This window comes from Variovorax sp. 350MFTsu5.1, assembly GCF_048302515.1.
GTDB lineage: Bacteria > Pseudomonadota > Gammaproteobacteria > Burkholderiales > Burkholderiaceae_C > Variovorax > Variovorax guangxiensis.
The window spans coordinates 3,995,810-4,020,935 of the sequence record NZ_CP157620.1; the positions used below are offsets into that span (position 1 = coordinate 3,995,810).

Consider the following 25,126-nt stretch of genomic DNA (forward strand, 5'->3'; position numbering starts at 1 on the left):
GGTGGGGTTGTTGGCGCGCGCCTAGAACATGTGGCGCATGCCGAACTCGGTGCCGCTGGAGGCACGGTTCGGCGCGGTGATCGCGCCCGAGAGCGCCTGCGATGCACCGTTGCTGTTGCTGATGCGCGCGATGGTCGCGTACAGCGCGGTGCGCTTCGAGAGGTTGTGCACGTAGCCGATGGCCAGCTTCGACGAGGTCGGCTTCAGCAACGCACCCGCCGGCTCCAGCCGGTAGCGCGCATACGAGGCCTTGATCTCGCCGGGCCCGATGGGCAGTTGGAAGCCGACCAGAACGCCCCTGGCGTCGGTGCTGCCCTTCGACTCCTTGTACAGCTCGCTCGTGAGCTTGAGGTTCATGAGCGAGGCGTCGAAGGTGTAGGAGGCGCCGAGGTTGGTCACGCGCAGGTCGCCGCTCGCATAGCGCGTGCGGCCGATGGCCAGCGCGATGTTGAGGCCGCCGCCCTGGTAGCCGAAGCGCGCGCCGGTGTGGTCGCCGTCGTGCCTGTTCGACACCAGCGTGCCCGGCAGCACCGACCTGGAGTCGTTCTCGCCCATGGCGTACATCACCTGGCCGTAGAAGCCACCGAGGCTGGCCGGCAGCAGGTAGCCGATGCTGTTCGATGCGCGCGTGCCGGTGGGCGCGACGAGCCCGCCCAGGCCCGAGAAATAGATCTGGTTGGCGCCGATGCCGCCGCCCGTGCCGAAGGGATCGAAGATGGCCGTGTTCCAGAAGGCCGGCACGTAGTCGCGGCCCAGCCGCACTTCGCCGAAGGGGCCGGCGAGGCTTACGGTGGAGCGGCGGTTGAAGCTCAGCACGCCCGCCGGCCCGTTGCCGCTGGCCTGGTTGTTGGTGTTCGAGGGAAAGCCCTGCGCGCTATCGTTCTGCAGGCCCATCTCCAGCCAGAAGTTGGCGGAGTAGCCACCGCCCAGGTCCTCCGTGCCGCGAAAACCGAGGCGGCTGAACATGTTGCCGCTGTTGCTCAGTTGCGTCTTGTGGGCCGAACCGGGGCCGCTTCCCTTGGTGTAGGTGACGGCCGCATCTACCACGCCGAAGAGCGTGAGGGAAGATTGGGCCAGCGCTGCGCCAGCCCCGCTGGCCGCAGCCAGCGCGATCAGGTACTTTTTCATTGAGTTGTCTCGGGTAGTTTTCTTCTGTCGGCCTTCGGCCCTGTTCAGATGTCGAGCACCAGACGCTCGCCCTTGCAGCGAGAGACGCAGATCATCATGGTCTTGTTGGACGCACGTTCGATCTTGGTGAGGATGCCGTCGTGGTGGTCGATATCGCCTTCGAGCACCGCCGTCTCGCAGGCGCCGCACACGCCTTCCTTGCAGCTGTGGTCGGGGTTGAGCCCGGCGTCGATCAGGCTGTCGAGAATCGACTTGCCCGCCGGCACCTCGACGCTCCTGCCGCTCCTGGCGCACTCCACCACGCAGGCCTGCGAGGCGGCGCCCGATTCCACCTGCACGGCGGCGAAGCGCTCGATGTGCGCGTTGGCATAGCCCAGCTGCTCGCAGCTCTTCTCGAAGGCATCGAGCATCGGCGTGGGCCCGCAGCAGTAGTAGTGGCTGGAAGCGCCCTTGCCCGACAGCAGCTCGACGAGGTTGGGCGGCGCGCCCTTCTCGTCGTCGAAGTGCCAGGTGAGCTCAACCGACTTCTCTTTCGCCAGCGCCTCGATGGCGTCGCAGAAGGCGGCCTCCTTGCGGGTGCGGGCGCAGTAGACGATCTCGACCGGCTTGCCGATGGCCACCAGCCGCTGCAGCATGCACCAGATGGGCGTGACGCCGATGCCACCGGCCACGAGCACCGAGCGCTCGGCGCCCTCTTCCAGCTTGAAGTTGTTGCGCGGCGCCGAGATGGGCAGCGTCATGCCCACGCGCAGCTGCTGGTGCACGTAGCGCGAACCGCCGCGGCTCTTGCGGTCGTTGAGCACGCCCACCACGTAGCGCTGGCGGTCGCTAGCCGGGTTGCACAGCGAGTAGCTGCGCACCAGCCCGTTGGGCAGGTGCAGGTCGATGTGCGAGCCGGCCTCGAAGGCGGGGAAATCCACCGCGGGCGTGGCCGGCCGGAACTCGACGCTCACGATGCCGTCGGCCTCGTAGCGCATGGTGTGCACCAGGGCGTTGAGCGTTGGGGAAGACATGGCGAAGCTCTCTCCCTTGTCAGGCCGTAGCGGTCTCGCTCGCCTGGGCGAGTTGCGCGACCGCCAGATTGCGCATGTGTCGGCGCAGGCGAACGATGCCCAGGTCGTGCTGGTACAGGTTCTCGTGCTGGTTGGCGTCGGCTTCCATCTCTTCGAGCATCACGCGGTCCTGCTCCAGCACGTGCCAGTGGCGCGCCTCCAGGCGGTTGCGATAGAGGAAGCGCCAGGTGTCGCGCTGCCAGCCCGGCTGCAGCTTGCGCACGCGCCAGAAGAAGGTGGCCGTCATGCCCTTCACGATGGGCGAGAAGGCGCCGATGATGATGAAGTTGCCGCCGGGGCCACCGGTCTTCGGGTAGGGAATCTCCAGGCGCATCCAGTGGATGCCGGTGTCGGCCCACTCGGTCCAGTCGAAGTTGACGTTGCGCTGGCCTTCCTTCTCGAAGACGAAGCCGATGTCGGTCTGGCGGATGCCGAACTTCGCGCTCGAATCGCCCTCGGCCATCGAGTGCGACTGCTTGTGCAGGTACGTGCCGTGCATCGGGTCCATCACGTTGTCGAGCACGTAGCGGTAGTCGCCCTTCCACTCGGTGTAGCAGAGGAAGCTGCTGTATTCGGCCTCGTCGGTGAGCTGCTCGGGCAGCACCAGCGGCGGCGGCACGTCCACCGGCTCCTTCGAGTTGTAGATGAACACCGCGCCCGCGCGCTCCTGCACGTGGAAATGCATCGTGGCCTTCGAGCCCTCGAGCTTGCAGCCGGGGCTGCCGGGCACGCGCGTGACCACGCCGTCGTGGCGCACTTCCACGCCGTGGTACGGGCACGAGAGCCGGTCGCCCAGCACCACGCCCTGCGACAGCGGCGCGCCGCGGTGCGGGCAGCGGTCTTCCAGCGCGTGCAGCACGCCGTCGCCGTCGCGCCACAGCGCGAGTTTGCGGCCGAGGCGGCGCAGGGAGACGGGGTTCTCCTTGATGAAGTGCGAGGGGCAGATCGGATACCAGAGGTCCTTCAGGCCGATCTCGAGCAGATGGTCGACCGGGTCCGCTGCAGCGTTGCCGGCGGGTTGGATGGCGATGGTCATGATGTTCCTTTTCCCTCTCAGGCAGCCAGCGCCGCCAATTCCTTGCGATACAGCTCTTCGGTCCATTGCTGGCCGCCCGGCGTGGCGAGGCCGCTGTCGTTCAGGCGCTGCACCAGCCCCGGCAGGTCGTGGATGCCGTCGGCGAAGGCGCGCTCGATCACGTCGCCCAGCAGGTCTTCGTAGGTGGTCGCGGGGCGGCGGCGCGCCTGGTGCGGTTGCAGGTAGCGGTCTTGGGTTTGCATCGTGTGCCTCCGTGGGGCGAGGTGAAATGAAGAATCAGGCTGCTGCTGCAGCGGCGGCCATGGCCGGGGTCGCGAGCGGCGCGGCCCAGGCGTCGTAGCCGTAGACCCAGTCGGCGTTGCCGCCTTCGCGCAGCCAGTTGTTGCCGCGCGAGCCGAGCTGAACCTGGCTGGCGCGCTCGATGCGGGCGGTCTCGAAGCCCTTGAGCGCGGCAGGCACATCGGCCATCGCCACGCCGTCGAGGTGGCGCGACAGCACCACGGCGTCCTCGATGGCCATGCCCGCGCCCTGCGCCATGAAGGGCAGCATCGGATGCGCGGCATCGCCCAGCAGCGCCATGCGGCCCTGCGTCCAGGCGGGCATCGGGTCGCGCTCGTACAGCGCGGTCTTCAGCACCGTGTCGCAGGCGTCGAGCAGCGCGCGCGCCTCGGGGTGGTAGGCCACGTACTGCTCGCGCAACTCGTCGACGCTGCCCGGCGCGGTCCACGACTCCAGGTGCCAGCTGTCCTGCGGCGTGGTGGCGAAGATGAAGATGTCCCTGCCCCGGTTCAGCGGGAAAGTGACGATCTGGCTCTGCGGATTCGGCCCCCACCACTTGGTGAAGGCGCCGAGGTTGGGCACGCCGGCCACGCGCTCGGCGGGCACCACTGCGCGGTAGGCCACGATGCCGGTGAAGCGCGGGCTCTCGGCGCCGAACATCGCGGTACGCACGCAGGAGTGGATGCCGTCGGCGCCGATCAGCGCACCGACGCGGGCCTCGGTGCCGTCCGCGAATGAGAGGCTGATGCTCTTTTCATCGGCCGCGATCTTCTCGGCGCGCTTGCCGAGCGCGACCTGCTCCGCCGGGAACATGTCGGCCAGCGCAGCCAGCAGGTCGGCGCGGTGGATGGTGAGCTGCGGCGCGCCGTAGCGCTGCTCGGCGGTCTCGGCCATTTCCAGGCGCGAGGTTTCCTCGCCGGTGTCGTAGGTGCGGCTGATGCGGTGCGACGGGCGTGCCGCCGTCACGCGGGCCGCCTCGCCCACGCCGAGGCCGTCGAGCGCGCGCACCGCATTGGGCGTGAGATTGATGTCCGCGCCGACGCGGGCGAACTGCTTCGCCTGCTCGAACACGACCACGCCGTGGCCCGCGCGCCGCAGCGCGATGGCTGCCACGAGGCCGCCGATGCCCGCGCCGACGATGCCGATGGTGGATTCGCTTGTGGTGATGGTCTTCATGGGTGTCTCCCCGGGTCCTTCTTCCGCTTACTCGGCGACGATGTTGCGGGCCTTGATGATCCTGGCCCACACGGCCGTCTCGTCGCGGATGTAGGCGGCGAACTCGGCGGGCTTCATGGCCGCGTCGGTCATGCCCTGCAGCTTCAGGCGCTCGCGCACGTCGGGCTTCGAGAGCATCTCGGCCGCGTCCTTGGCGAGCTGCTCGACCACGGCCGGCGGCGTGCCCTTGGGCGCCATCAGGCCGTACCAAGAGGTCACGGTCACGCCCTGGATGCCCTGCTCCGCCAGCGTCGGAATCTCGGGTGCCGCCGCGCTGCGCTTGGCCTCGGTCACGCCGATGGCCACCAGCTTGCCGTTCTTCAGGAAGGGCAGCGTCGCCGGCAGGTTGCTGAACATCAGTGGCACGGTGCCGCCGAGCACGTCGTTGAGCGCGGGCGCCGTGCCCTTGTAGGGCACGTGCAGCATGTCGATGCCGGCCTGCTGCTTGAAGAGCTCGCCCGCCAGGTGCAGGCCGCTGCCCACGCCGGGCGAGGCATACGACAGCGTGCCGGGCTTGGCCTTGGCCTGCGCCACGAGGTCCTTCGCGTTCTTGATGCCCGATGCCGGCGAAGCCACCAGCACGTTGGGCGCCTTCGCGAGCATGGTGACCGGCACGAAGTCCTTCGCCATGTCGAAGGGGAAGTTGGGCATCAGCGTCGGGTTGATGGTGACGTTGCCCGCCGGGATCACCAGCAGCGTGTGGCCGTCGCCCTTGGCGCGCTTGACCTTGTCCATGCCGATGTTGCCGGCCGCGCCCACCTGGTTGTCGACCACCGCAGCCTGGCCGTAGCGCTTGGCGAGACCGTCAGAGAGCACGCGGGCCAGCGTGTCGACCGGGCCGCCCGGCGGGAACGGCGAGATGATGGTGAAGCGCTCGCTGGAGAGCTGCTTCTGCGCCTCGCTCTGCTGCGCGTGCACGGGCGCGGCGAGCGTGAAGGCCGCGAGTGCGGCGAACAGGACGGAGAAGGAAAGACGTCTTTGCATGTCGGTGGTCGGGTGAGTCATTTCTTTTCAGTGAGGAAGGCGCCCTTGGGCCCTTCCGCGTTCTTCTGGCGGCGGGTGTTGCCGTCGAGACCGCCGTCCACCGCCCATTCGGCGAAGACCGTCGGGCCCGGCTCGAACTCGCGCGGCTGCCAGTTGGCGGTGAGCTGGTCTTCGTCGGCGTAGTACTCGATGAGGCCGCCTGCCGGGTTCTTGAAGTACCAGAAGTACGCCGACGACACCGGGTGCCGCCCCGGGCCGAGCTGGGTTTCCCAGCCGCAACGCGAGAAGTGCAGGCCGCCGCCGAACACTTCGTGGATGTCGCGCACGGTGAAGGCCACGTGGTTCAGCCCGCGCTTGCCCGAGGGAATCTGCAGCAGGAACAGGTCGTGGTGGCCGCCCTCCGCCGCGCAGCGCATGAAGGCGCCGCGGTTGGGGTAGCTGTCGGAGCCCACGAAGCCGAAGCGCTGCGCGTAGAAGGTGCTGGTGGTCTTCACGTCGCTCACGAAGAACACGACGTGGCCCACCTCGATGGGCACGGCGCGCTCGTAGATGGGCGCCGGCTGGTTGATGCGCAGCTTCGCGTTCCAGGTGTTCATGGCGCCGCAGTCGACCTGCACCGCATGCTTGCGGCTGACCTGCAGGCGCACCGCAAGGCCGTTGGGGTCGATGCAGCCGATGCGGCGCGCGCCGTCCACCGTGGCGTCGAAGAAGCCCGGGTCCTGCGCGATGGCGTCGGCATAGCGGGCGAGGTCGGCCTCGCTTTCCACGCCCCACACCACTTCGCGCAGCGTCGGGCCCTCTTCCATCGCGGGCGGCAGGCCCGGCTTGTCCAGCGCGGCGACCACCACCTTGCAGCTGTTGAGGCATTCGAAGACGAGTTCGTCGGCGGCCTCCGACTTCAGCGAAAGGCCCCAGTCCTGGAAGAACTGGCGGCACGCGGGCAGGTCGTCCGCGCCGTAGGTGATCTGGTCGATGCCAAGTACGCTCATTTCAATCTTTCTGTCATGCCGACCGGCACACGCGCGGCGCCGAACAGCTCGTTCCAGGAATACCGCGGAACCGGCTTTGCCGGGCCGCAGGTATTGCCCCCTGCAAGGGGGTGGGCGAAGCGACACGAAGTGCGCGAAGCCTGGGGGTTTTCATGGTGCTGCCCAAGGCAGGGGTTGTTCGTTCGTGCCCCAGTACATGCTCTTCTGCTCCATGTACTGGAAGATGCCCTCGCGGCCCTTCTCGCGGCCCAGGCCGCTGTCGCGCCAGCCGCCGAAGGGCGTGGACACCGAGAACTGCTTGTAGGTGTTGACCCAGACCGTGCCGGCCTGCACCGCGCGGCCCAGCTTCCAGGCGCGCTTGAAATCGCGGCTCCACACGCCGGCCGCCAGCGCGTAGACGCTGTCGTTGGCCTGCGCGATCAGCTCTTCCTCGCTGTCGAAGGGCATGGCGACCAGCACCGGGCCGAAGATTTCCTCCTGGCTGATGCGGGCGCTGTTCGTCAGGCCTTCGAGGATGGTCGGCTGGTAGAAGTAGCCCCGGTCATAGCCGTCGCCGTGCGGGCGTACTCCGCCCGTGCGAATCCTGCCGCCTTCGGAAACGCCCAGCTCCACGTAGCGCTCGATACCCTCGCGATGCTTCGCCGTGATGAGCGGCCCCATCTGCGTGCGCTCCGAAGCCGGATCGCCCACGCGCAGCGCGTTGGCGCCTTCGGCCAGCCGCGTCAGGAACTCGTCGTAGATGCCGCGCGCCACGAACAGGCGCGAACCCGCGATACACGACTCGCCCGACGAGCTGAAGATGCCGTAGAGCACGCCGTTCACCGCGTGGTCGAGGTCCGCGTCGTCCAGCACCATGGTCGGCGACTTGCCGCCGAGCTCCAGCGACACCGGCATCATCTTGTCGGCCGCGATGTGGGCGATGTGCTTGCCGGTGGTGGTGCCACCGGTGAACGACACGCGCTTGACCAGCGGATGCTTGGTGATCGCGTCCCCGATCACCGAGCCCCGGCCCGGCAGCACGCTGACGATGCCCTTGGGCACGCCGGCCTTCTCGCAGATGCGCGCCAGCTCCAGCGCCATCAGCGGCGTGACCTCGGCGGGCTTCACGACCACCGCGTTGCCGGCGGCCAGCGCGGGCGCCAGCTTCTGCGCCTCGCTGGCAATGGGCGAGTTCCACGGCGTGATGGCCGCGACCACGCCCATGGGCTCGTGCACGCTCATGGTCACGAAGGCGCCGCGCGAGGGCGTGATGGTTTCTTCGAGCGTTTCCAGCGCGGCTGCGAAGAACTGGAAGGTGCCGGCGGCGCTGGCCACGAGGTTGCGGGTCTCGTTGATGGGCTTGCCGTTGTCCAGGCGCTGCTTCTGCGCGAGCGATTCGGCCTCTTCGCGGATCAGCTGCGCCACGCGGTGCAGCACGGCCGCGCGCTCGTGCGGCAGGCGCTGCGCCCAGCCGCTGGTGCGGAACGCGCGGTCGGCGCCGGCAATGGCTTCCTCGACGTCGGCCAGGCTCGCGGCCCGCAGCCGCGCGATGGGCTCGCCGGTGGCCGGGTAGAGGCTTTCGTAGATGTCGCCGCCGCCCAGGCGCCATTCGCCGGCGATGCAGATCGGAAGGAGTTCGGAAGAGATCATGGAATGTCGGGCTCAGATGGCCAGCGCGGCCACGCGATTGCGCAGCGCGCGCACGGCGCTGTAGACGGTGAGCGCGGAGGTCTTGGGGTTGGCCGCGAGCGGCTTGTTGCGCATGGTCAGCTCGAAGCTGCCGAAGGCGCCCTCGGCTTCGACGGTGTGCACGTTCTCTGCGGTGGCGGGGTCGGCAATGAGCCGCACCATGGTGCGGTCGAGCCCCAGCCCCGCGAGCGAGACCGTGGCGGCCACGTTGGCGTTCTTCGGATAGAGCAAGGCCGCTTCGCGCGCGCTGCCCTCGAAGATCACGGTTTCGCGTGCCAGCGCGCCGAGGTCGCGGCCCTGCTCTGCCGGCGTGCCCTTCCACGCCTGCGGCGGCTTGCGGCCGGTGTAGCGCACGCTGTCGAGGCCGCCGATCCGGGCGGCAGCCAGCGCGTCGATGGCGCCGATGGCGCCGGCAATCAGCTGCACCTGCGTCTTGCCTGCAGCGGCCGCGGCTTCGAGCTTCTCGGCGAAGCCCGTGGCCGACAGCGCGCCGACCGAGGCGACCACGCAGGGCGTACCGCGTGCGAGCGCGGGCAGCACGTGCTGCTCGATGGCGGCATGGCCCGCGGTCTCGACCACGAGGTCGATGCCGGCGGCAGGCAAGGCGCTGCCCACCTGCGCGTCGGGCGCCGCCTTCCGCGCGGAGGCAATCGCGTCGGCGGGCACGACGACGGCCACCACCTTCAGGGCCGGATCGCCGTGGAGCAGTTCGAGCACCGAGGTGCCGATGGCTCCGCAGCCGACGAGTGCGATACGCGTGGGAGTGGTCATGGAACGGGCTTCGCTCACTTGCCGGCCGTGCCGAGCGCCGGGATCTGCGTGACCGTGTTGGTCGGCGGGCCGGCGAAGGTGGTCTTGAAGCTGCCGATCGAGAGCATGTCGATCTCCAGCAGGAACGGACCTTCGGCCGCCAGCGCCTCGCCGAGGCGGGCGGGCAGCTCGGCCAGGTCCCGCACGCGGGCATGCGGCAGCGCGATCGACTTGCACAGCAGGTCGTAGTCGGGCGTGTGCAGCTCGGCATAGCACTGGCGGCCGCCGTACTGCGCGTCCTGAATGTTCTTGATGACGCCGTAGCTCTTGTCGTTCATGAGCACGATCACCATGGGCGCCTTCTCCTGCACCATGCAGGCCAGCTCGCCCAGGTTCAGGATGAAGCCGCCGTCGCCGGCCAGGCAGAAGGTCTTGCGGCCCGAGCCCGTCACCGCCGCGCCGATGGCCGCGCCGATGGCCATCGGCATGCCCTGGCCGATGCCGCCGCCCGTGGCGTGCACGCCGGCGCTCGGTTCGAAGACGCGCAGTTCGCGGTTGCCCCAGGTGCTGTTGGAGACGGTCACGTCGCGCACCCAGTTGAAGTTGCGGCCGGCCGCCGACTGGAGCTGGCGCACGAGCTCGGCGTACGGGCCGAGGCCGTCGCGCAGCGCCGCAACCGCCTGGTCGTGGGCGGCGCGCAGGTCGACCAGCAGTTGCGGGTCGGCCTTGTACCTGGCGGCTTCGAGGCGGTCTGCCAGGCCTTCGAGGGCCAGCGCGGAATCGCCGCAGACGAAGGCTTCGGACGCGTAGCAGCGGCCTTCGGCGGCGGCGTCGGCGTCGATGCGGTACAGCGGGCGCGGCAGCTTCAGTTCGTACTTGAGCGTCTCGTTGCCGCGCAGGCGCGAGCCGACCACGAGCATCGCGTCGCAGGTCTGGTACAGGGCCTCGACCGGCTTCTGGATGTTGTAGGCGCCGAGCGAACCGGCATCGTCCTCGGGCACAGTGCCGCGGCCCTGCGTCGTGGTGACGACACCGAAGCCGAGTTTCTGCAGGCGCTGGATAGCGGCGCGGGCATGGCGGGCACCGCCGCCGACCCACAGCATCGGGCGCCTGGCGGCGGCGAGGCGCGCGGCCAGCGCGTCGAGCGTGGCGGCGGATGGCACGGGGCGCTCGATGGGCAGCGGCGACAGGTCGGCCGGCATCGTGGTCAGCGCCGACTGGATGTCGATCGGGATCTCGACGCTGACAGGGCCCGTCGGTGCCGTCAGGGCAAGCTGCACGGCGCGCTTGAGCGTGCCGAGCACCGTTTCGACGCTGCGCACGCGCAGCGCAGCCTTCGACACGGCCTTGAGCATGGTGAGCTGGTCGGGTGCCTCGTGGATGTACGACATGCCCTTGTCGAGGTACGGCGTCTCGATCTGCCCGGTGATGTGCAGCACGGGCGCGCCGGCCGTCAGGGCCTCGACCATGCTGCCCGCGATGTTGCCCGCGGCGGGCCCGGTGCTGGTGATGCACACGCCCAGGCTGGCGGTGGAACGCGCGTAGGCGTCGGCCATGTTGCCCGCGCCGGCCTCGCCCCGCGCCGAGATGAAACGCACCGTGCCGCGCTGCGCGAAGGCATCGAGGATCGGCATGTTGTGGATCGAGATCACGCCGAAGGCCGCCTTGACGCCGCACTGTTCGAGAAAGGCGGCGACGACGGCGCCGACGGTGACGGTGTTGCTGGGGTTATGCATGGCGTGACAGGCCTCCGGAGATGTCGATGTGGCTGCCCGTCGTGTACGACGCGAGGGGCGAAGCGAGGAAAAGGATCGCGCGGGCGGCTTCTGTCGGAAGCCCCAGGCGACCCAGCGGAATGTGCTTGTTCTTCGCGAGCTGGCCGCTCCATGCGGCCCAGCCGAGCGACTTGTCTTCGCGCGCCTCGAAGCGACGGCGCCACTGGCCCGATTCGACGAGGCCGATCAGGATGCCGTTGACGCGCACGCCCTGCGGCGCGAACTCGGTGGCCATGGAACGCACCAGGTTCAAGAGGCCGGCGCGCGCGGCCGAGGTGGCGACCATGTGCGGCTCGGGCTGGCGCGCCAGCAGCGAGTTGGCGCAGACGATGGAGGCATCGCCCAGCACTGCGCGCTGCGCCGCGAGCTGCGGCAGGAAGGCGCGCGTCGGGTTGATGACGGAGAAGAATTTCAGGTTCAGCTCTTCGGTCCAGGCCTTGTCGTCGGTGTCCGCGAAGGTCGAGACCCGGCCCTGCCCCGCGTTGTTGACGAGCATCGAGGCCGGGCCGAGCGCGGCTTCGCTGGCGGCGGCGAAGGAGCGCACCGAGGCGGCGTCGAGCACGTCGCAGGTCTGCGCGAAGAGCTTCGCGCCGGGGTACTGCCCGCGCAGGCCGGCCACGGCGCCATCGAGCCGCCCGGCATTGCGGCCGCACAGGGCCACCGAGGCGCCGCAGCCCAGCAGCAGTTCGACAGTGGCCAGGCCGATGCCCGACGAGCCGCCCGTGACCACGGCCACGCGGCCGGCCAGCGCATCGGCGGCGAAGAAAGAGGAAGAAAGAGCTTGGGCGGTCATGGTCCCGGAATCAGGCTGAGCGAAGCGGCACCACGTTGGCGGTACGCGCGGGCGAGTAATTGAGCAGGCCGGAGATCTCGTCGGCGGTGCCGCGCACGCGCTGCACCATCTCGTCGATGCGGCTCTCCTCGATGTGGCTGGCGGTGACGGTGGCGCCCAGCGCCGCCACGATGTGGCCGCTGTGGTCGCGCACCGGCGCGGCGATGCTGGAGATGTTCGATTCGAAGAAGCCCTCGCCCAGCACGTAGCCGCGCTGGCGGTCGGCCTGCACCATGTCGAAGAGCTCGGTCACGGTCTTCGGGGTGCTCGGCGAGAAGGTCTCGAGCTTGTCTTCGGGGTAGAGGGCGCGCAGCTGCGGCAGCGTGAGGTCTTCGAGCAGGATGCGGCCCAGCACCGTGGCATGGGCCGGCAGCCGTGTGCCCACGGTGACCGAGCTGGCGAAGGGCGTGGGCGGCGCCACCTTGGCCACGTAGACGATGGAGCGGCCGTCGCGCACCACCAGGTTGCAGGGCGTGCGCAGTTCGTCGCACAGGCGGTTGAGCAGCGGCGTGCCCAGCTGGGTGAGCTCCAGCGAGGCGAGATATTCGAAGCCCAGGCGCAGCACGGCCAGGCCCAGGCGGTAGTCGCGGCCGCCCTCGGTGCGCTCGAGAAAGCCCATGTTCTCCAGCGTGGTGAGCAGGCGGAAGACGGTGGAGCGCGGCAGGTCAAAGCGGCGCGCCAGTTCGGGCGCCGAGAGCGTGCGGCTTTCGCGGCTGAACTCGCACAGCACGCGCAGTCCGCGCTCCAGCGCGGGCACGTTGTAGCGGTCGGCGCCCTCTTCCATCGCCTCGTTGCCGTCGTTGTTGTTGCTGGCCATGCCTGTGGTTCCTTCCTTGGATGTCTCTGGTGGTTGCTTGCGGTCAGCCGGCGAGGGATTCGCTCAGCAGCTTCGCGACGGCCTGCGGTTGCTCCACATAGCCGGCGTGGCCCGCATCGTCCACCAATTCGAGCCGCACTCCGCACTTGCGCGCGACTTCTTCGCAGGCCGCCGGGGGCGTGACCACGTCGAGCGCGCCGCAGGCCACGCGCACCGGCATGGGCGGCGGCAGGTCGGCCAGCAGGTCGGCGTTGCACAGCAGCTCGACGGCCTGGCGGTAGCCGTGGTCGTTCAGGCGGGCCATGTTCCAGCGCACCCACTGGCGGGCGTGCTCGGAGGCCTTGTCGGAAACCAGCCGGGCCGAACGCTTCGCGGCCATGCCGGCGATGCCGAGCTCGTCGAGCGTGGCAAGGCGCTCGGTGCGGACCTTGGCGCGCGCTTCGGCACGCGACGCGCCGCCGTAGCCGATGGCGGGGCTCACCAGCACCAGCCGGCGGATGCGCGCATCGGTGCGCGCGGCCGAGGCGGCGGTGATCGCGCCCAGCGAATGGCCGACCAGCACGCAAGATTCGATGCCGAGCGCGTCGAGCAGTTGGCCCAGCCGGGCCGCGTAGTCGGCGGCGGACGGCGCGGCGGCTTCGAGCGGTGTCGAGCTGCCATAGCCTGGTGCATCCCACGCGATCACGCGGGCCTGTGGCGTGAGCAGCTCGGCAGTGTCGATCCACGATGCGGCGCCCGAACCGATACCGTGCAGGCACACGATGGCCGGCCCCTGGCCACATTCGCGCACCGACACCACGGCGCCGCCGCCGACCGCGACATCGCGGGCCGGGAAGCTGGCGTCGAGCCGTGCCAGCTCGGAGGCCGGCAGCGTCGTCAGTGCGTCGGTGGAGACGTTCATGGCCGTGCGTCCGCTCAGCGCTTGATCTTGGCCAGGGGGTGGTCGGCGGGATAGGTCGGCGTGACGGGCTTCTTCGCACCCAGCATCACGCACATCAGCGCGTCCTCGTCGCCGATGTTGATCTCCTCGCGGTACACGCCGGGCGGCACGGAGATCAGGTCGCGGTCGGTCATGATGGTCTCGAAGCGCTCGCCGTCCTTCTCGATCACCACCTTGAGCTTGCCGCGGATCAGGAAGAACACTTCCTCTACGTCGGTATGCAGGTGCGGCGGGCCTTCGTGGCCGGCGGGGATCACCATGGTCGAGAAGGTGAAGTGCTCGGCGGGGACGGTGTTGACGTCCTTCGCGACGCCGGTGCCGCCGGTGCCCACGTAGCGCATCTGGGCGCGGCGGAACTTGGGATCGAAGTCGGCCTGGAACTTCAGCGCGTCCCAGTCGTACTTGCGGGTTTCGTAGCGCGCGATGCGGGTGTTCATCCACTCCGCGAGGCTGCTGCCCTCGGGCTGCGCCAGGCTGCTGGCGGCGGTTTCGTTGATCTTCTGCTGTTCGGACAGGTCGCTCATCGGGTGTACTCCTTGGTCGGAAAAATTCAGTGCATCGCGAAGCCGCCATTGACGGCCAGCAGCTGGCCCGTCACGAAGCGCGCGAGCCCGGAAAGAAGAAAGACGGTGGCGCCGCACACGTCGGCGGCCTGCTGCTCGCGCGGGATGGCGCGGCCTTCGAGGTACTTCTGGTGGCGCGCCATCGGCACGTATTCGGTGGCTTCCACCAGCGTGAGGCCCGGCGCCACGGCGTTGACGGTGATGTTGTCGCCGCCCCATTCGCGCGCCAGCGAGCGCGTCATGGAAATGACGGCGCCCTTGCTCGACGCGTAGGCCAGCAGGTTGGGCGCGCCCCACAGCGCGGTGTCGGAAGCGAGGTTGACGATGGCGCCGCGTCCGCTCCCGGCCAGCGCCTGCCGGCAGGCGCGGCCCATGAGCCAGCTGCCGCGCACGTTGACGTTCATCACGCGGTCCCACACGTCGATCTCGAGCTGGTGCGCGTCGCGGCCGCCCGAGTTGGTGATGGCGGCGTTGTTGACCAGGCCGTCGAGGCCGCCGAGCAGGCGGATGGCTTCGTCGGCGCAGGCCACGATGGAGCCGGGGTTGGCCAGGTCGACGGGCAGCGCATGCGCGTTGCGGCCGGCTTCGCGCAACGCCTTCGCCTCGGTCTCGGCCAGCTCGCCGAGGATGTCGGCCAGCACCACGCTGGCGCCCGCGGCGGCGACGCACTGCGCGAAAGCGAGCCCCAGGCCGCGCGCGCCGCCGGTCACGAGCACGCGGCGGCCGGCCAGCAGGTTGGCGGGCAGCTCGGCGAGCAGTGCCTGCAGGCTCGATGGATCGGCGATGGCTTTGAGTTCGGTCATGGAAATGAGGTCCGTGGATCGGTCGCGGGGGTCAGTCGGCCTGGATGCCGAGTTCCTTGATGACCTTGCCGAAGCGCGCGTAGTCGGCGGCGTTGGTCTTGCCGAGCACCTCGGCGTCGCCGCCCACGGGCGTGGTGCCGAGCACGGCCATGCGAGAGACGATCTCGGGCATCTTCAGGATCTCGTTGAAGTGGCCGTTGAGCGTCTTCACGATCTCGGGCGGCAGGTTGCGCGGACCCCAGAGGCCGTTCCAGGCCGTCACCTCGACGTCCTTGTAGCCCTGCTCGGCCAGCGTGGGCACGTTGGGCGCGAGCGGCGAGCGCTGGGCCGAGGCCACGGCCAGCGGGCGCAGCTTGCCGTTGGCGATGTACGGCGCCACCGGCCCCAGCGTGATGAAGGTGACGGGCACATGGCCGCCCAGCACGTCGTTGATGGCGGGCGCCACGCCCTTGTAGGGCACGTGCGCGAGCGTGGTGCCGGATGCGCGGGCGAACATCTCTCCCAGGATGTGCATCGGCGAGCCGCTGCCCGGGCTCGCGTAGCTCAGCGTCTTGCCGCCCTTGGCCGCGGCCACGGCGTCCTTCACCGTGGAGAGGCCGCTGTTGCCGCCGGCCACGAGGAACAGCGGCTGGCTGCCCGTCTGCACGATGGGCGTGAAGCCGTTGAGCACGTCGTAGCCCGAGCCGTTGGTCTTGAGCACCAGCTGCGCGATCGAGAAGGTGCTGGGCGCGAGCAGCAGCGTGTAGCCGTCGGGCGTGGCCTTCGACACGTAGGCGCTGCCGATGATGCCGCTGGCGCCGGGGCGGTTGTCGACCACCACGGGCTGGCCGACGCGCGTCGACAGCTTCTCGGCGAACAGCCGCGCCAGCGCGTCGGTGTCGCCACCGGCCGGATAGGCGACGACCAGCGTGATCGGCTTGACGGGGTAGCTGTCGGCTGCCCAGGCGAGTCCGGAGGCGCAAGCGGCGGCCATGGAAATGGCGGCGGCGACGGCAAGGCGGCGTGTCTGTTTCATCGTGTCCGTTCGGCTCGGTTTTGTTTCACTAAAGAAACAACGATTTATTAATGGAACGCCACGAAGAATATCGAAGAAGACAACTTCATGACTAAGGGAAAACCCCAATCCTTGTGTCACAACGAAAACAGGGCGGCCTTTCGGGCCGCCCTGTCCTGGCGTCGAGGAGAAGGAGCGAAGCGTCAGCCGCCGTAGCGCGCCACGGTGAGGCCCTCCATGTCGATGCCGGGCGCCCTGCCCCCAATCAGGTCGGCCATCACGCGGCCTGTGCCCGCGGCCATGGTCCAGCCGAGGGTGCCGTGGCCGGTGCTCAGCATCAGGTTGGGAATGCGGGTGGAGCCGATCACGGGCGTGCCGTCGGGCGTCATGGGGCGCAGGCCGGTCCAGAAGGAAGCGTCGCGCACGCTGCCGCCCTTGGGGAACAGGTCGGTCACGACGTGCTCGAGCGTGTCGCGCCGGCGCTCGTTGAGCCGCAGGTCGAAGCCCGAGAGCTGCGCGGTGCCGCCCACGCGGATGCGATCGCCCAGGCGCGTGACCGCCACCTTGAAGGTCTCGTCCATCACCGTCGATTCGGGCGCGCCGCTGGCGTCGGTGATCGGCACCGTGATCGAGAAACCCTTGACCGGATACACCGGCAGCCGGATGCCCAGCGGCCTGACCAGCGCGGGCGAATAGCTGCCGAGCGCGACCACGTAGCGATCGGCCGTGAAGCTGCCGGCATCGGTGCGCACCGCAGTGATGCCCTTGACCGCGTCGTGCTCGAGAGCCTGGATGTTGACGCCGAACCTGAACTTCACGCCCTCGGCCTCGGCCAGCTTCGCCAGCGCCTGCGTGAACTTGAAGCAGTCGCCGGTCTCGTCGCCCGGCAGCCGCAAACCGCCGACGAACTTGCCCTTCACCGCCGCGAGCGCGGGCTCGTACTGCACGCAGCCTTCACGGTCGAGCAGCTGGTAGGGCACGCCCGAGGCCTGGAGCACTTCGACGTCCTTCGAGGTGCCGTCGAGCTGCTGCTGCGTGCGAAAGAGCTGAAGCGTGCCCTGCATGCGCTCGTCGTAGGCGATGCCGGTGTCGGCGCGCAGCTCCTTGAGGCAATCGCGGCTGTATTCGGCGAGCCGCACCATGCGGCTCTTGTTGATCTCGTAGCGCGCCTGCGTGCAGTTGCGCAGCATCGCAAGGCCCCAGCGCCACATCGCCGGATCGAGCATCGGCTTGATGACCAGCGGGCTGTGCTGCATCAGCATCCACTTGACGGCCTTTACCGGCACCCCGGGCCCGGCCCATGGCGCCGAGTAGCCGGGCGAAACCTCGCCCGCGTTGGCGAAGCTGGTTTCGAGCGCGGGCGCCGGCTGGCGCTCCAGCACCGTCACCTCGTGACCGGCACGCGCCAGGTAATACGCGATCGAGGTGCCGATGACACCGCTGCCGAGAATCAGGACCCGCATGAGAACAACCCTTTTGAAGCTGCCGTGACGCAGCCGAGGGTACAGGGCCGGACGTTACAAGCCCAGCGCGTCCTGCAATTGCCGTGCCGTCCAGCGCTTCGGCTGTTGCGGCCAGGCTTCGAGCAGCGAAACCATGCGCGAATTGCGCGGCGCGCTCAGGCCGTGCTCCTGCGCGAGGCGCACCACCTCGCCGCTGAGCGCGTCGATCTCGGTGCGGCGGCCTAGCGCAAGGTCGTCGGCCATGCTGGAGCGCGCCTTGGCATCGATGCGCAGCATGCGCGCCGCGACGATGCGGAAGATCCAGTCGGGCAGCCGCAGCAGGCTCACCAGCCGGTGCGCCGGCACCGCCGCGACCTGTGCCGGCGCGATCCCCGCGACGTTGAGGATGCCCAGCGCCTCCTCGATCAGCGACGCGAAGCAGCGGCGGTAGCCGCGCTGCATGAGCTCCTCGCGCAGCGGCAGGCCCGAAAGCGCGTTGACGGGGTTGTTGAGATTGAGCATGAGCTTGCCCCACTGCACGGGCAAAAGGTCTGCATGCAGGTCGAGCGGCACGCCCGCGCGCTCGAACACGGGAAGCCATGGGCGAAGCACCGCGTCGTCTTCCGCGGCCAGGCGGCCCGGCGTGCCCCGATGGAAGGCGCCCGGGCCGATCTCGGCCACGTTGTACGGGACCATGCCGGCGCGCACGTTGAGCGAAGGGCCGGTCTGCGCGGCGGCCGCGCAGTTGGAGATGCCGTTCTGCAGCGAGATCACCGCAGTGCCTGCCGGCAGCGAGAAGGCCAGTTCGCCCGCGGCCTCGGCCGTGGCGCCGCTCTTCACGCACAGCAGCACCAGCGCGGGCCGTGCGCCGGCGGGCACCTGCCCGCTCAGGCGCAGCCTGTCGGCAGGCAGCCTGTGCGTCGCGCCGTCAATGTCGGTGAGCGTCAGGCCATGTCTGGCGAGCTTCTCGAGCACGCGCGGACGGCCGACGAAGGTGACGGGCACGCCCGCCGCCGCCAGGCTTCCGCCGATGAAGCACCCGATGGTGCCCGCCCCCATCACAAGCACTTCACCGGGGATCGCTTCTGGCATGGGTGGCGTGCTCGTTCCGGTGATGGCGCCAGCCGTCAGGCGCGTTCGGAGACCCAGGCCTGCACCGACTGCAGCGCGGCCGGAAGGCCTGCCGCGTTGGTGCCGCCGGCCATGGCCATGTCGGCCTTGCCGCCGCCCTTGCCGCCGACCTGCTGGGCCACGAAGTTGACCAGCTCGCCGGCCTTGACCTTGGCAGTGCTGTCGGCCGTGACGCCGGCCGCGATCTGCACCTTCTCGCCGTCGACGGCGGCAAGCACGATGGCTGCCGTCTTGAGCTTGTCCTTGAGCTTGTCCATGGTCTCGCGCAGCGTCTTGGCGTCGGCGCCGTCGAGCTTGGCGGCCAGCACCTTGATGCCCTTGACGTCCACGGCCTGCGACACGAGCTCGTCGCCCTGCGACGAAGCGAGCTTGCCCTTGAGCGCGCCCACTTCGCGCTCGAGCGCCCTCACCTGCTCCAGCACCTGCGAGAGCCGGCCCTGCAGCTCGGCGGCCGGCGACTTGAGCGTGGCGGCCACGCTCTGCACGGTCGATTCCAGGTCCTGCAGGTAGGAGAGCGCATTCGCGCCGGTGACGGCCTCGATGCGGCGCACGCCGGCGGCCACGCCGCCTTCGCTGACGATCTTGAACAGGCCGATGTCGCCCGTGCGGCCCACGTGGGTGCCGCCGCACAGCTCGCGGCTGGTGCCGATGTCGAGCACGCGCACGGTCTCACCGTATTTCTCGCCGAACAGCATCATCGCGCCGGTCTTCTGGGCCGACTCCATGTCCATCACGCGGGCATGCGTCTCGGTGTTGGCGAGGATCTCGGCGTTCACGCGCTTCTCGATCTCCAGGATCTGCTCGTGCGTGACGGGCGCGTTGTGCGCGAAGTCGAAGCGCGTCTTGTCGGCATCGACCAGCGAGCCCTTCTGCTGCACGTGGCCGCCCAGCACTTCGCGCAGTGCCTTGTGCATCAGGTGGGTGACTGAATGGTTGCGCATGGTGGCGGCGCGGCGTGCGGTGTCGACTGCGGCCTTGACCGTGTCGCCGACCTTCAGCGTGCCCTGGGTCTGGGTGCCGTGGTGGCCGAACACGTCGGCCTTGATCTTCTGCGTGTCTTCCACGCCGAACTGCACGCCTTCGGCCACGAGCACGCCCTGGTCGCCGACCTGGCCGCCGCTTTCCGAATAGAACGGGGTTGTGTCGAGCACGACGATGCCCGGCTGGCCTTCCTTGAGCTCAGCGACGGCGGAGCCCTCGAAGTACAGAGCGACGACCTTGGCGCTTTCTTCCAGCTTCTCGTAGCCGGTGAAGACGTTGCCCGCGCCGGCGTAATCGACGTTGCGGTCCATCTTGAACTTGCCGGCAGCACGGCCCGCGGCCTTCTGCTTTTCCATGGCGGCGTTGAAGCCGGCCTCGTCGACGCTCACGCCGCGTTCGCGGCACACGTCGGCCGAGAGGTCGAGCGGGAAGCCGTAGGTGTCGTGCAGCTTGAAGGCCACGTCGCCCGGCAGCACCTTGGCGTCGCCAGCCAGCGCTGCGTCGAGGATTTCCATGCCGTTGGCCAGCGTCTCGAAAAAGCGCTCTTCCTCGGCCTTCAGCGTGTCGGTGATGCGCTTCTCGTCGGCGACCAGCTTGGGGTAGGCCTCGCCCATGAGCCGCACCAGTTCGGGCACCAGCTTGTGGAAGAAGGGCTTCTTCTGGCCGAGCTTGTAGCCGTGGCGGATGGCGCGGCGGATGATGCGGCGCTGCACGTAGCCGCGGCCTTCGTTCGACGGGATCACGCCGTCGGCCACCAGGAACGAGGTGGCGCGGATGTGGTCGGCGATCACCTTGAGCGAGTTGTTCGACAGGTCCTGCGTGCCGGTGGCCTGCGCGGCGGCCTTGATGAGCGCGTCGAAGATGTCGATCTCGTAGTTGCTGTGCACGTGCTGCAGGATCGCGGCCAGGCGCTCCAGGCCCATGCCGGTGTCGACGCAGGGAGCGGGCAGCTTGACCACGCTGCCGTCGGGCTGCATGTCGAACTGCATGAACACGTGGTTCCAGATCTCGATGAAGCGGTCGCCGTCCTCCTCGGGGCTGCCCGGGGGGCCGCCGGGGATGTGCGGGCCGTGGTCGTAGAAGATCTCGGAGCACGGGCCGCAAGGGCCGGTGTCGGCCATCATCCAGAAATTGTCGGACTTGTACTTGCCGCCCTTGTTGTCGCCGATGCGGATCACGCGCTCGGGCGGCAGGCCGATTTCCTTGGTCCAGATGTCGTAGGCCTCGTCGTCCTCGTGGTAGACGGTGGCCAGCAGCTTGTCGGCCGGCAGCTTGTAGACCTGCGTGAGCAGCTCCCAGCCCCAGGTGAGCGACTCGCGCTTGAAGTAATCGCCGAAGCTCCAGTTGCCCAGCATCTCGAAGAAGGTGTGGTGGCGGGCGGTGTAGCCCACGTTCTCGAGGTCGTTGTGCTTGCCGCCGGCGCGCAGGCAGGCCTGGACGGAGGCCGCGCGGTTGTAGGGGCGCTTGTCGGTGCCGAGGAACACGTCCTTGAACTGCACCATGCCCGAATTGGTGAACATCAGCGTCGGGTCGTTGCCCGGCACCAGCGGGCTCGACGGCACCGCCGTATGGCCCTTGGAAGCGAAGAAATCGATAAAGGTCTTGCGGATGTCCGCGACCGTGAATGTGGGCTGGCTCATCTTTGGATTCGTCTTCTGCCGTCGAGGGCGGCGCGGCGATGGCGACCCTCATGTCGAACCCACTGCGGCGAACCGGCCTAACTGCTTGATTTGCTTGAACAAACGATTATAGGTTTGGCCATGCGGCCCGCGCCGGCCAAGGGCTGCCGGACGACACCACGATCCGTGCTCCACGGCTAATATGTGTCCTGGCGCAAAAAAAGAGAACCAACGAGGGTCTGCGCCATCCGTACTTGTACGGACAAAAAAGATCAAGGAGTTCGCATGGCAAGCCAAGATGCCGAAAGGCACTGGACGATCGAAGACCTGGATTTCTCGCGCATCGCGCTCGACAAGGTACGCCCGGACGAGAACCTCTTCTACCTGGTGACCTCCGCCTCCTTCATCGAGAGCGGCTCCGACCTGTACACGCACAACCTGGTGGACTTCTTCAAGGGCGACCAGGAAGTCACCGACTGGCTCTCCCAGCACTGGGAACTCGAGGAACTGCAGCACGGCAAGGCCCTGCGCGCCTACGTGCGCCACGTATGGCCGGAGTTCGACTGGGACACCGCCTACGGCAACTTCCTGGAGGAATACGCGACCTACTGCAAGGTCGAGCTGCTCGCCCCCACCCGAGGCCTCGAGATGACCGCCCGCTGCGTGGTCGAGACCGGCACCGCCACCTACTACCGCGCCATGGCCCGCTGTACCGACGAGCCTGTGCTTCAGGACCTGGCGACGCGCATCGCCACCGACGAAGTCAACCACTACAAGCACTTCTACCGCTACTACCGGCGCTACCGCGAGCAGGAGAAGCTGGGCCGCCTGCGCGTGATGGGAACCATCGGCCGGCGCACGCTCGAACTCAAGAGCGAGGACGCCGACTGCGCGATCCGCCACGTGGTCAGGACGCGTTCGCCCGAGCGCGCCGACGACACGGCCTACGTGCAGCGCCTGAGCGCCGACATGAACAGCACCATCCGCACCCATCTGAGCCCGGGCACCACGCTCAAGATGCTGATGCGGCCGCTGGAACTGCCGGCGAAGGTACAAACGGTGATCCAGTACCCGATCAGGCAGTTCATGGAGCATGTGTTCCTGCGCTGAACAGCGCGCAAGTGGTTCACTCATCGCGACAAACCGGAACCCGGATTCCATTTCGCACAACAGGTGCTTGGCTAATATTTCCGGTCACCCCTTTCTATCCAGATAGAGACAAGGCCTGAGACCTTCGGACAAGCGCGGCTGCATGCGCCGCTGGCAAGTCGGCTCGCGGCCCTGTTGCATGCGCGTCCGATGTTCGATCACTCAGCCAACCGCGAGCAGCTCTACACCATCCGGCTGGACGGAACCAGCCTGACCATCCGGGACCTGATGGAAGTGCGCTTCACGTTCCTGCGGTTGCTCGAGCAGCGCATCGGCCCCTCTTCGCGCCTGGTGAAGTGCTACCGGGCCTGGCTCAACCAGCTCGAATCCGGCATCGACTCGATGAGCGAATCTCAGATCGCCAACGCCCGCCTCTGGCGCGAGGCCTGGGAGCACGCCAGCGAGATTGCCACCCCGCTGCTCAGCCAGCCCCAGACCACCACCTTCCGGTTCGAGCTTTTCTGAAGCAAGCACGCAGACGCCGAGCAAAAAAAACCCAGCGCTAAGGCTGGGTTGAACCTCTTGGTGCTGTCACGCACAGAGAACTCGCACTTCAAAGCGAGCCCACAAAATCTAGGGCTTCATGCGCCGCCGCCTTGTCGGACAGGACCGACACTTCGACGTGAGGAATACGACCGCGCAGCCCCGAAAGACCCTGCTTCCCCGCAAATCTGCCAAATAGTTCACGTTTTAATGAGTGTCCTACGGCGACTACCTGTTTCCGGCTGACACGCGCTCGCAGGGCGAGCGCCGACGATACCGATGCTGTCACGCAACAGGGCCGCATAAAAGAAGAGCTCTCTGTCAGTGCTTAGAGCGTGCCCACAAGGGCAACTCGAACCCGCTTCGGCGGGTATTTTTTTGGCCGCACCGCAACGCGGCCCCGGCACGGGCCGAGGCTCGCCGCCCTTTGGCCGCTCCGGCTCAGCTCGCCGAGGTCAGCCCCGGCTTGCGGCTTCCGTCCAGCGAGTACAGCTGTGGCCGTTCGTCCGCGGAATCGGCTTCCGCCGCCAGCCCTGCTGCGCCATGTGCCGCGCCCTGCGGCTGGCGATAGAGCTCGTTCTCAAGACGCCTGACGCGTTCGGCGTACATCCGGGCAAGCGCGCTGTGATGCTCTGCCGCCGCCTGGTGCTCGATGCGCGCCATCTGGGCTTCTTCCAGGAGGGCCGCCGCGCGTCGAAGGTACGCGGTGTGATTCGGGCGAAACAAGAAGTCGAACGTCATTTCACGCTCCTTTCCGCAGGATGCGGTGCAGACGATGTTCCTCTGCGCTCGCCGCCGAGTCTGTCGGAGCGCGCCTACCCTCGGGCTACCCTTTTTCACTACGAATTCGCCATACCACAAGCCAATGACAGGTTTTCCCGCCTCGATGGGGACAATGCTGTGGAAAACTGTGTGCGCATCGCTCGGAAGCCTTGCCTGGCGTGGCTTGCAACACGATGCCCACCAAAGAGGCAGCGCCCGAAAAAATTTTCGCAGCCGCCTGCCGACCGGTTATCCAAGGTCCGACCGCTTGCAATCGAAGACCCTGCCCGGCTCGATCGCCCGCAGCGTCGGCACCTTGCCGATGAACACCACCCCCGCGCTGATCAGCCGCCACTCGCCCGCCTTGAACAGCCTGAAGAGGTTCGTGGCCTCGTCGCCCGCAGCCGGAATCGCGTTGAAGACGTAGGCGGGCTCGCCGCCCTGGGTCTCTTCCATGCCCAGCAACTCCGCCCTCATCTTGCCCATGGTGTCCGTGTCTTTTGTCCTGTGGCGGACGATGTCCATGTTGACGGTGCGCGAGTGCTCGTCGATGGCGATCTTGCGGATCCAGGGAGCCGGGCCGGTGCCGCCCGGCGCGGGGACGCAAGTGATCGTTCCGGCAAAGGCCGAGCCTGCGGTCACGGCCAGGAAGGCGTTGAGGGCGAATCGAATGGGCTTGGATTTCATGCTCGGTATGGCGTGTTGGGTCGGCTGGCCCGCGCGGCGGCGCGAACCTCGGATGGCATGCATCTATACTCCCGCCTGTCGCCGGCTGCAGCCTTGCAATCGGCGGCTTGCCAGATGCGGGTGTAGTTCAATGGTAGAACGGCAGCTTCCCAAGCTTCATACGAGGGTTCGATTCCCTTCACCCGCTCCACACACCCCTGAAATACAAGGGGTTTGAAGGGTTCATGGGGCAAAACCCAACTAAAAACCCAACTACGCGCAAGCGCTGCGCTGTCCACAAGAAGAAGTCCGTCACAGCGGCTGAGCCCCCGCCCAAAGCGTCTCATACGCCTGCACCTTCATGGCCGCCAACTCGGGGTCCGAACGCTCGATGGACGTGTGGGACTTCTGAGCCATACCGTTGAACGACTGGCCAGCAAACCATGCTTCTGTGCCGTCGATCAGTATCAGGCGGTCATGCAGGCCCGCTTGAGGTGCGACCCGAACCTCTATCGGTCGATCATGGCCGAACTGCTGCACCCAGTTTGCGACCGCTGGGCGTAACGTCGCTTTCCGTGCTTCCTTGTCTGCGCCCAGGATGCGAAGCGCCACCCCATCCGGGGCCGTCACGGCGAAGCCTGTGATGATAGTTTGATCGGCATAGGCGTCCACCATCAAGATGTCTTGCTTTGCGCGGGTCAGCACCTTCGCCACCGCCGCAAATGCGTTGAGTGTGTCGCCGGCCGCGATGAACGCACCTTGGGCACTTACAGGGGCTTGAAGCTCAGCGCGAGCGAGCGCACGATGAACGATCGCCTCCATCTTTCTCGCGTCGATGACTCGACGCATAGGATTTATGTTGTCTGCACATGACTTGAACTGGACGAAATCCGCCAGGTCGCCAGACTCCTCTATCAAGGCTGCGGCTCGCCCCAGCCATTGGAGGTCTTCCGGCTTTCGGATATCCCCGCTGGCAAGGTCGGGCATCGACGCCACCAAGCGGCGTAATTGCAGATAGAGGGTTTCGGGGGCGGTGGTCATGATTCGCGCAGGGTAGCACCACCCCAA

The 25,126-nt window shown here is 67.9% G+C and carries 24 protein-coding genes and 1 tRNA gene; 3 read left to right on the forward strand and 22 right to left on the reverse strand.

Annotated elements, in window-relative coordinates:
- Positions 1 to 21: 21 nt before the first annotated feature.
- The 19 genes from ABL843_RS18165 to alaS all read right to left on the reverse strand — a co-directional run bounded on the left by ABL843_RS18165 (position 22) and on the right by alaS (position 21,019).
- Positions 22 to 1,128 (reverse strand): porin, encoded by a 1,107-nt coding sequence (locus ABL843_RS18165; RefSeq protein ID WP_418116746.1) that lies wholly within the window; start codon positions 1,126 to 1,128, stop codon positions 22 to 24.
- Positions 1,129 to 1,172: 44 nt separating this feature from the next.
- Positions 1,173 to 2,141 (reverse strand): PDR/VanB family oxidoreductase, encoded by a 969-nt coding sequence (locus tag ABL843_RS18170; protein WP_418116747.1) that lies wholly within the window; start codon positions 2,139 to 2,141, stop codon positions 1,173 to 1,175.
- 19 nt (positions 2,142 to 2,160) lie between these two features.
- Positions 2,161 to 3,216: a Rieske 2Fe-2S domain-containing protein gene (locus ABL843_RS18175; RefSeq protein WP_418116748.1), complete on the reverse strand. Its 1,056-nt coding sequence runs from the start codon at positions 3,214 to 3,216 to the stop codon at positions 2,161 to 2,163.
- Positions 3,217 to 3,233: 17 nt separating this feature from the next.
- Complete coding sequence (locus tag ABL843_RS18180; RefSeq protein ID WP_126022084.1) at positions 3,234 to 3,458, reverse strand: recombinase-like helix-turn-helix domain-containing protein; 225 nt, start codon at positions 3,456 to 3,458, stop codon at positions 3,234 to 3,236.
- 34 nt (positions 3,459 to 3,492) lie between these two features.
- Positions 3,493 to 4,671 carry an FAD-dependent monooxygenase gene (locus ABL843_RS18185; RefSeq protein ID WP_418116749.1) on the reverse strand — a complete coding sequence of 393 codons (1,179 nt, stop codon included), beginning with the start codon at positions 4,669 to 4,671 and terminating at the stop codon, positions 3,493 to 3,495.
- A 27-nt stretch (positions 4,672 to 4,698) separates the two neighbouring features.
- Positions 4,699 to 5,694, reverse strand: coding sequence for a Bug family tripartite tricarboxylate transporter substrate binding protein (locus ABL843_RS18190; protein ID WP_418116750.1), 996 nt, complete (start codon positions 5,692 to 5,694; stop codon positions 4,699 to 4,701).
- 17 nt (positions 5,695 to 5,711) lie between these two features.
- On the reverse strand, positions 5,712 to 6,683 hold the full coding sequence (locus ABL843_RS18195) for a VOC family protein (protein WP_418116751.1): 972 nt from the start codon (positions 6,681 to 6,683) through the stop codon (positions 5,712 to 5,714).
- A gap of 150 nt (positions 6,684 to 6,833) precedes the next feature.
- A complete protein-coding gene (locus ABL843_RS18200) occupies positions 6,834 to 8,312 on the reverse strand; it encodes an aldehyde dehydrogenase (RefSeq protein ID WP_418116753.1) in 1,479 nt (492 codons plus the stop codon).
- A gap of 12 nt (positions 8,313 to 8,324) precedes the next feature.
- Positions 8,325 to 9,122, reverse strand: coding sequence for an aspartate dehydrogenase (locus ABL843_RS18205; protein WP_184637186.1), 798 nt, complete (start codon positions 9,120 to 9,122; stop codon positions 8,325 to 8,327).
- A gap of 14 nt (positions 9,123 to 9,136) precedes the next feature.
- A complete protein-coding gene (locus ABL843_RS18210) occupies positions 9,137 to 10,837 on the reverse strand; it encodes a thiamine pyrophosphate-binding protein (RefSeq protein WP_418116754.1) in 1,701 nt (566 codons plus the stop codon).
- Positions 10,830 to 11,669: an SDR family oxidoreductase gene (locus ABL843_RS18215; RefSeq protein ID WP_418116756.1), complete on the reverse strand. Its 840-nt coding sequence runs from the start codon at positions 11,667 to 11,669 to the stop codon at positions 10,830 to 10,832. The genes ABL843_RS18210 and ABL843_RS18215 overlap by 8 nt, the downstream gene beginning before the upstream one ends.
- Positions 11,670 to 11,679: 10 nt before the next feature.
- Positions 11,680 to 12,525, reverse strand: a complete 846-nt coding sequence (locus ABL843_RS18220; protein ID WP_126022078.1) for an IclR family transcriptional regulator — start codon at positions 12,523 to 12,525, stop codon at positions 11,680 to 11,682.
- Positions 12,526 to 12,568: 43 nt separating this feature from the next.
- On the reverse strand, positions 12,569 to 13,426 hold the full coding sequence (locus ABL843_RS18225) for an alpha/beta fold hydrolase (protein ID WP_418116757.1): 858 nt from the start codon (positions 13,424 to 13,426) through the stop codon (positions 12,569 to 12,571).
- A 14-nt stretch (positions 13,427 to 13,440) separates the two neighbouring features.
- A complete protein-coding gene (locus tag ABL843_RS18230; RefSeq protein WP_093200616.1) occupies positions 13,441 to 13,989 on the reverse strand; it encodes a cupin domain-containing protein in 549 nt (182 codons plus the stop codon).
- Positions 13,990 to 14,015: 26 nt separating this feature from the next.
- Positions 14,016 to 14,831 carry an SDR family oxidoreductase gene (locus ABL843_RS18235; protein ID WP_369661893.1) on the reverse strand — a complete coding sequence of 272 codons (816 nt, stop codon included), beginning with the start codon at positions 14,829 to 14,831 and terminating at the stop codon, positions 14,016 to 14,018.
- Between the two features lie 31 nt (positions 14,832 to 14,862).
- The gene (locus ABL843_RS18240) at positions 14,863 to 15,846 is read right to left on the reverse strand and encodes a Bug family tripartite tricarboxylate transporter substrate binding protein (protein ID WP_418116758.1); all 984 of its coding nucleotides are present in this window, start codon (positions 15,844 to 15,846) and stop codon (positions 14,863 to 14,865) included.
- Between the two features lie 182 nt (positions 15,847 to 16,028).
- Positions 16,029 to 17,288: a D-amino acid dehydrogenase gene (locus ABL843_RS18245; RefSeq protein ID WP_418116759.1), complete on the reverse strand. Its 1,260-nt coding sequence runs from the start codon at positions 17,286 to 17,288 to the stop codon at positions 16,029 to 16,031.
- 54 nt (positions 17,289 to 17,342) lie between these two features.
- Positions 17,343 to 18,359: a 2-dehydropantoate 2-reductase gene (locus tag ABL843_RS18250; RefSeq protein WP_418116760.1), complete on the reverse strand. Its 1,017-nt coding sequence runs from the start codon at positions 18,357 to 18,359 to the stop codon at positions 17,343 to 17,345.
- Positions 18,360 to 18,394: 35 nt separating this feature from the next.
- Entirely contained in the window at positions 18,395 to 21,019 is a 2,625-nt protein-coding gene (gene alaS, locus ABL843_RS18255; RefSeq protein ID WP_418116761.1) for an alanine--tRNA ligase, read from the reverse strand.
- Positions 21,020 to 21,283: 264 nt separating this feature from the next.
- Between alaS and ABL843_RS18260 the strand changes: the two genes are divergently transcribed.
- Entirely contained in the window at positions 21,284 to 22,108 is an 825-nt protein-coding gene (locus ABL843_RS18260) for a ferritin-like domain-containing protein (RefSeq protein WP_184637167.1), read from the forward strand.
- A 189-nt stretch (positions 22,109 to 22,297) separates the two neighbouring features.
- Complete coding sequence (locus tag ABL843_RS18265; RefSeq protein ID WP_126022070.1) at positions 22,298 to 22,612, forward strand: hypothetical protein; 315 nt, start codon at positions 22,298 to 22,300, stop codon at positions 22,610 to 22,612.
- 459 nt (positions 22,613 to 23,071) lie between these two features.
- On the opposite strand, the gene ABL843_RS18270 is transcribed toward ABL843_RS18265, so the two are convergent.
- Entirely contained in the window at positions 23,072 to 23,371 is a 300-nt protein-coding gene (locus ABL843_RS18270) for a hypothetical protein (RefSeq protein ID WP_418116762.1), read from the reverse strand.
- A 270-nt stretch (positions 23,372 to 23,641) separates the two neighbouring features.
- A complete protein-coding gene (locus tag ABL843_RS18275) occupies positions 23,642 to 24,142 on the reverse strand; it encodes a hypothetical protein (protein WP_418116763.1) in 501 nt (166 codons plus the stop codon).
- Positions 24,143 to 24,195: 53 nt separating this feature from the next.
- Here ABL843_RS18275 and ABL843_RS18280 point away from each other — a divergent pair.
- Positions 24,196 to 24,269 (forward strand) — tRNA-Gly (locus ABL843_RS18280).
- A 101-nt stretch (positions 24,270 to 24,370) separates the two neighbouring features.
- Here the strand turns inward: ABL843_RS18280 and ABL843_RS18285 are convergent.
- Positions 24,371 to 25,099 (reverse strand): hypothetical protein, encoded by a 729-nt coding sequence (locus ABL843_RS18285; RefSeq protein ID WP_418116764.1) that lies wholly within the window; start codon positions 25,097 to 25,099, stop codon positions 24,371 to 24,373.
- Positions 25,100 to 25,126 lie beyond the last annotated feature (27 nt).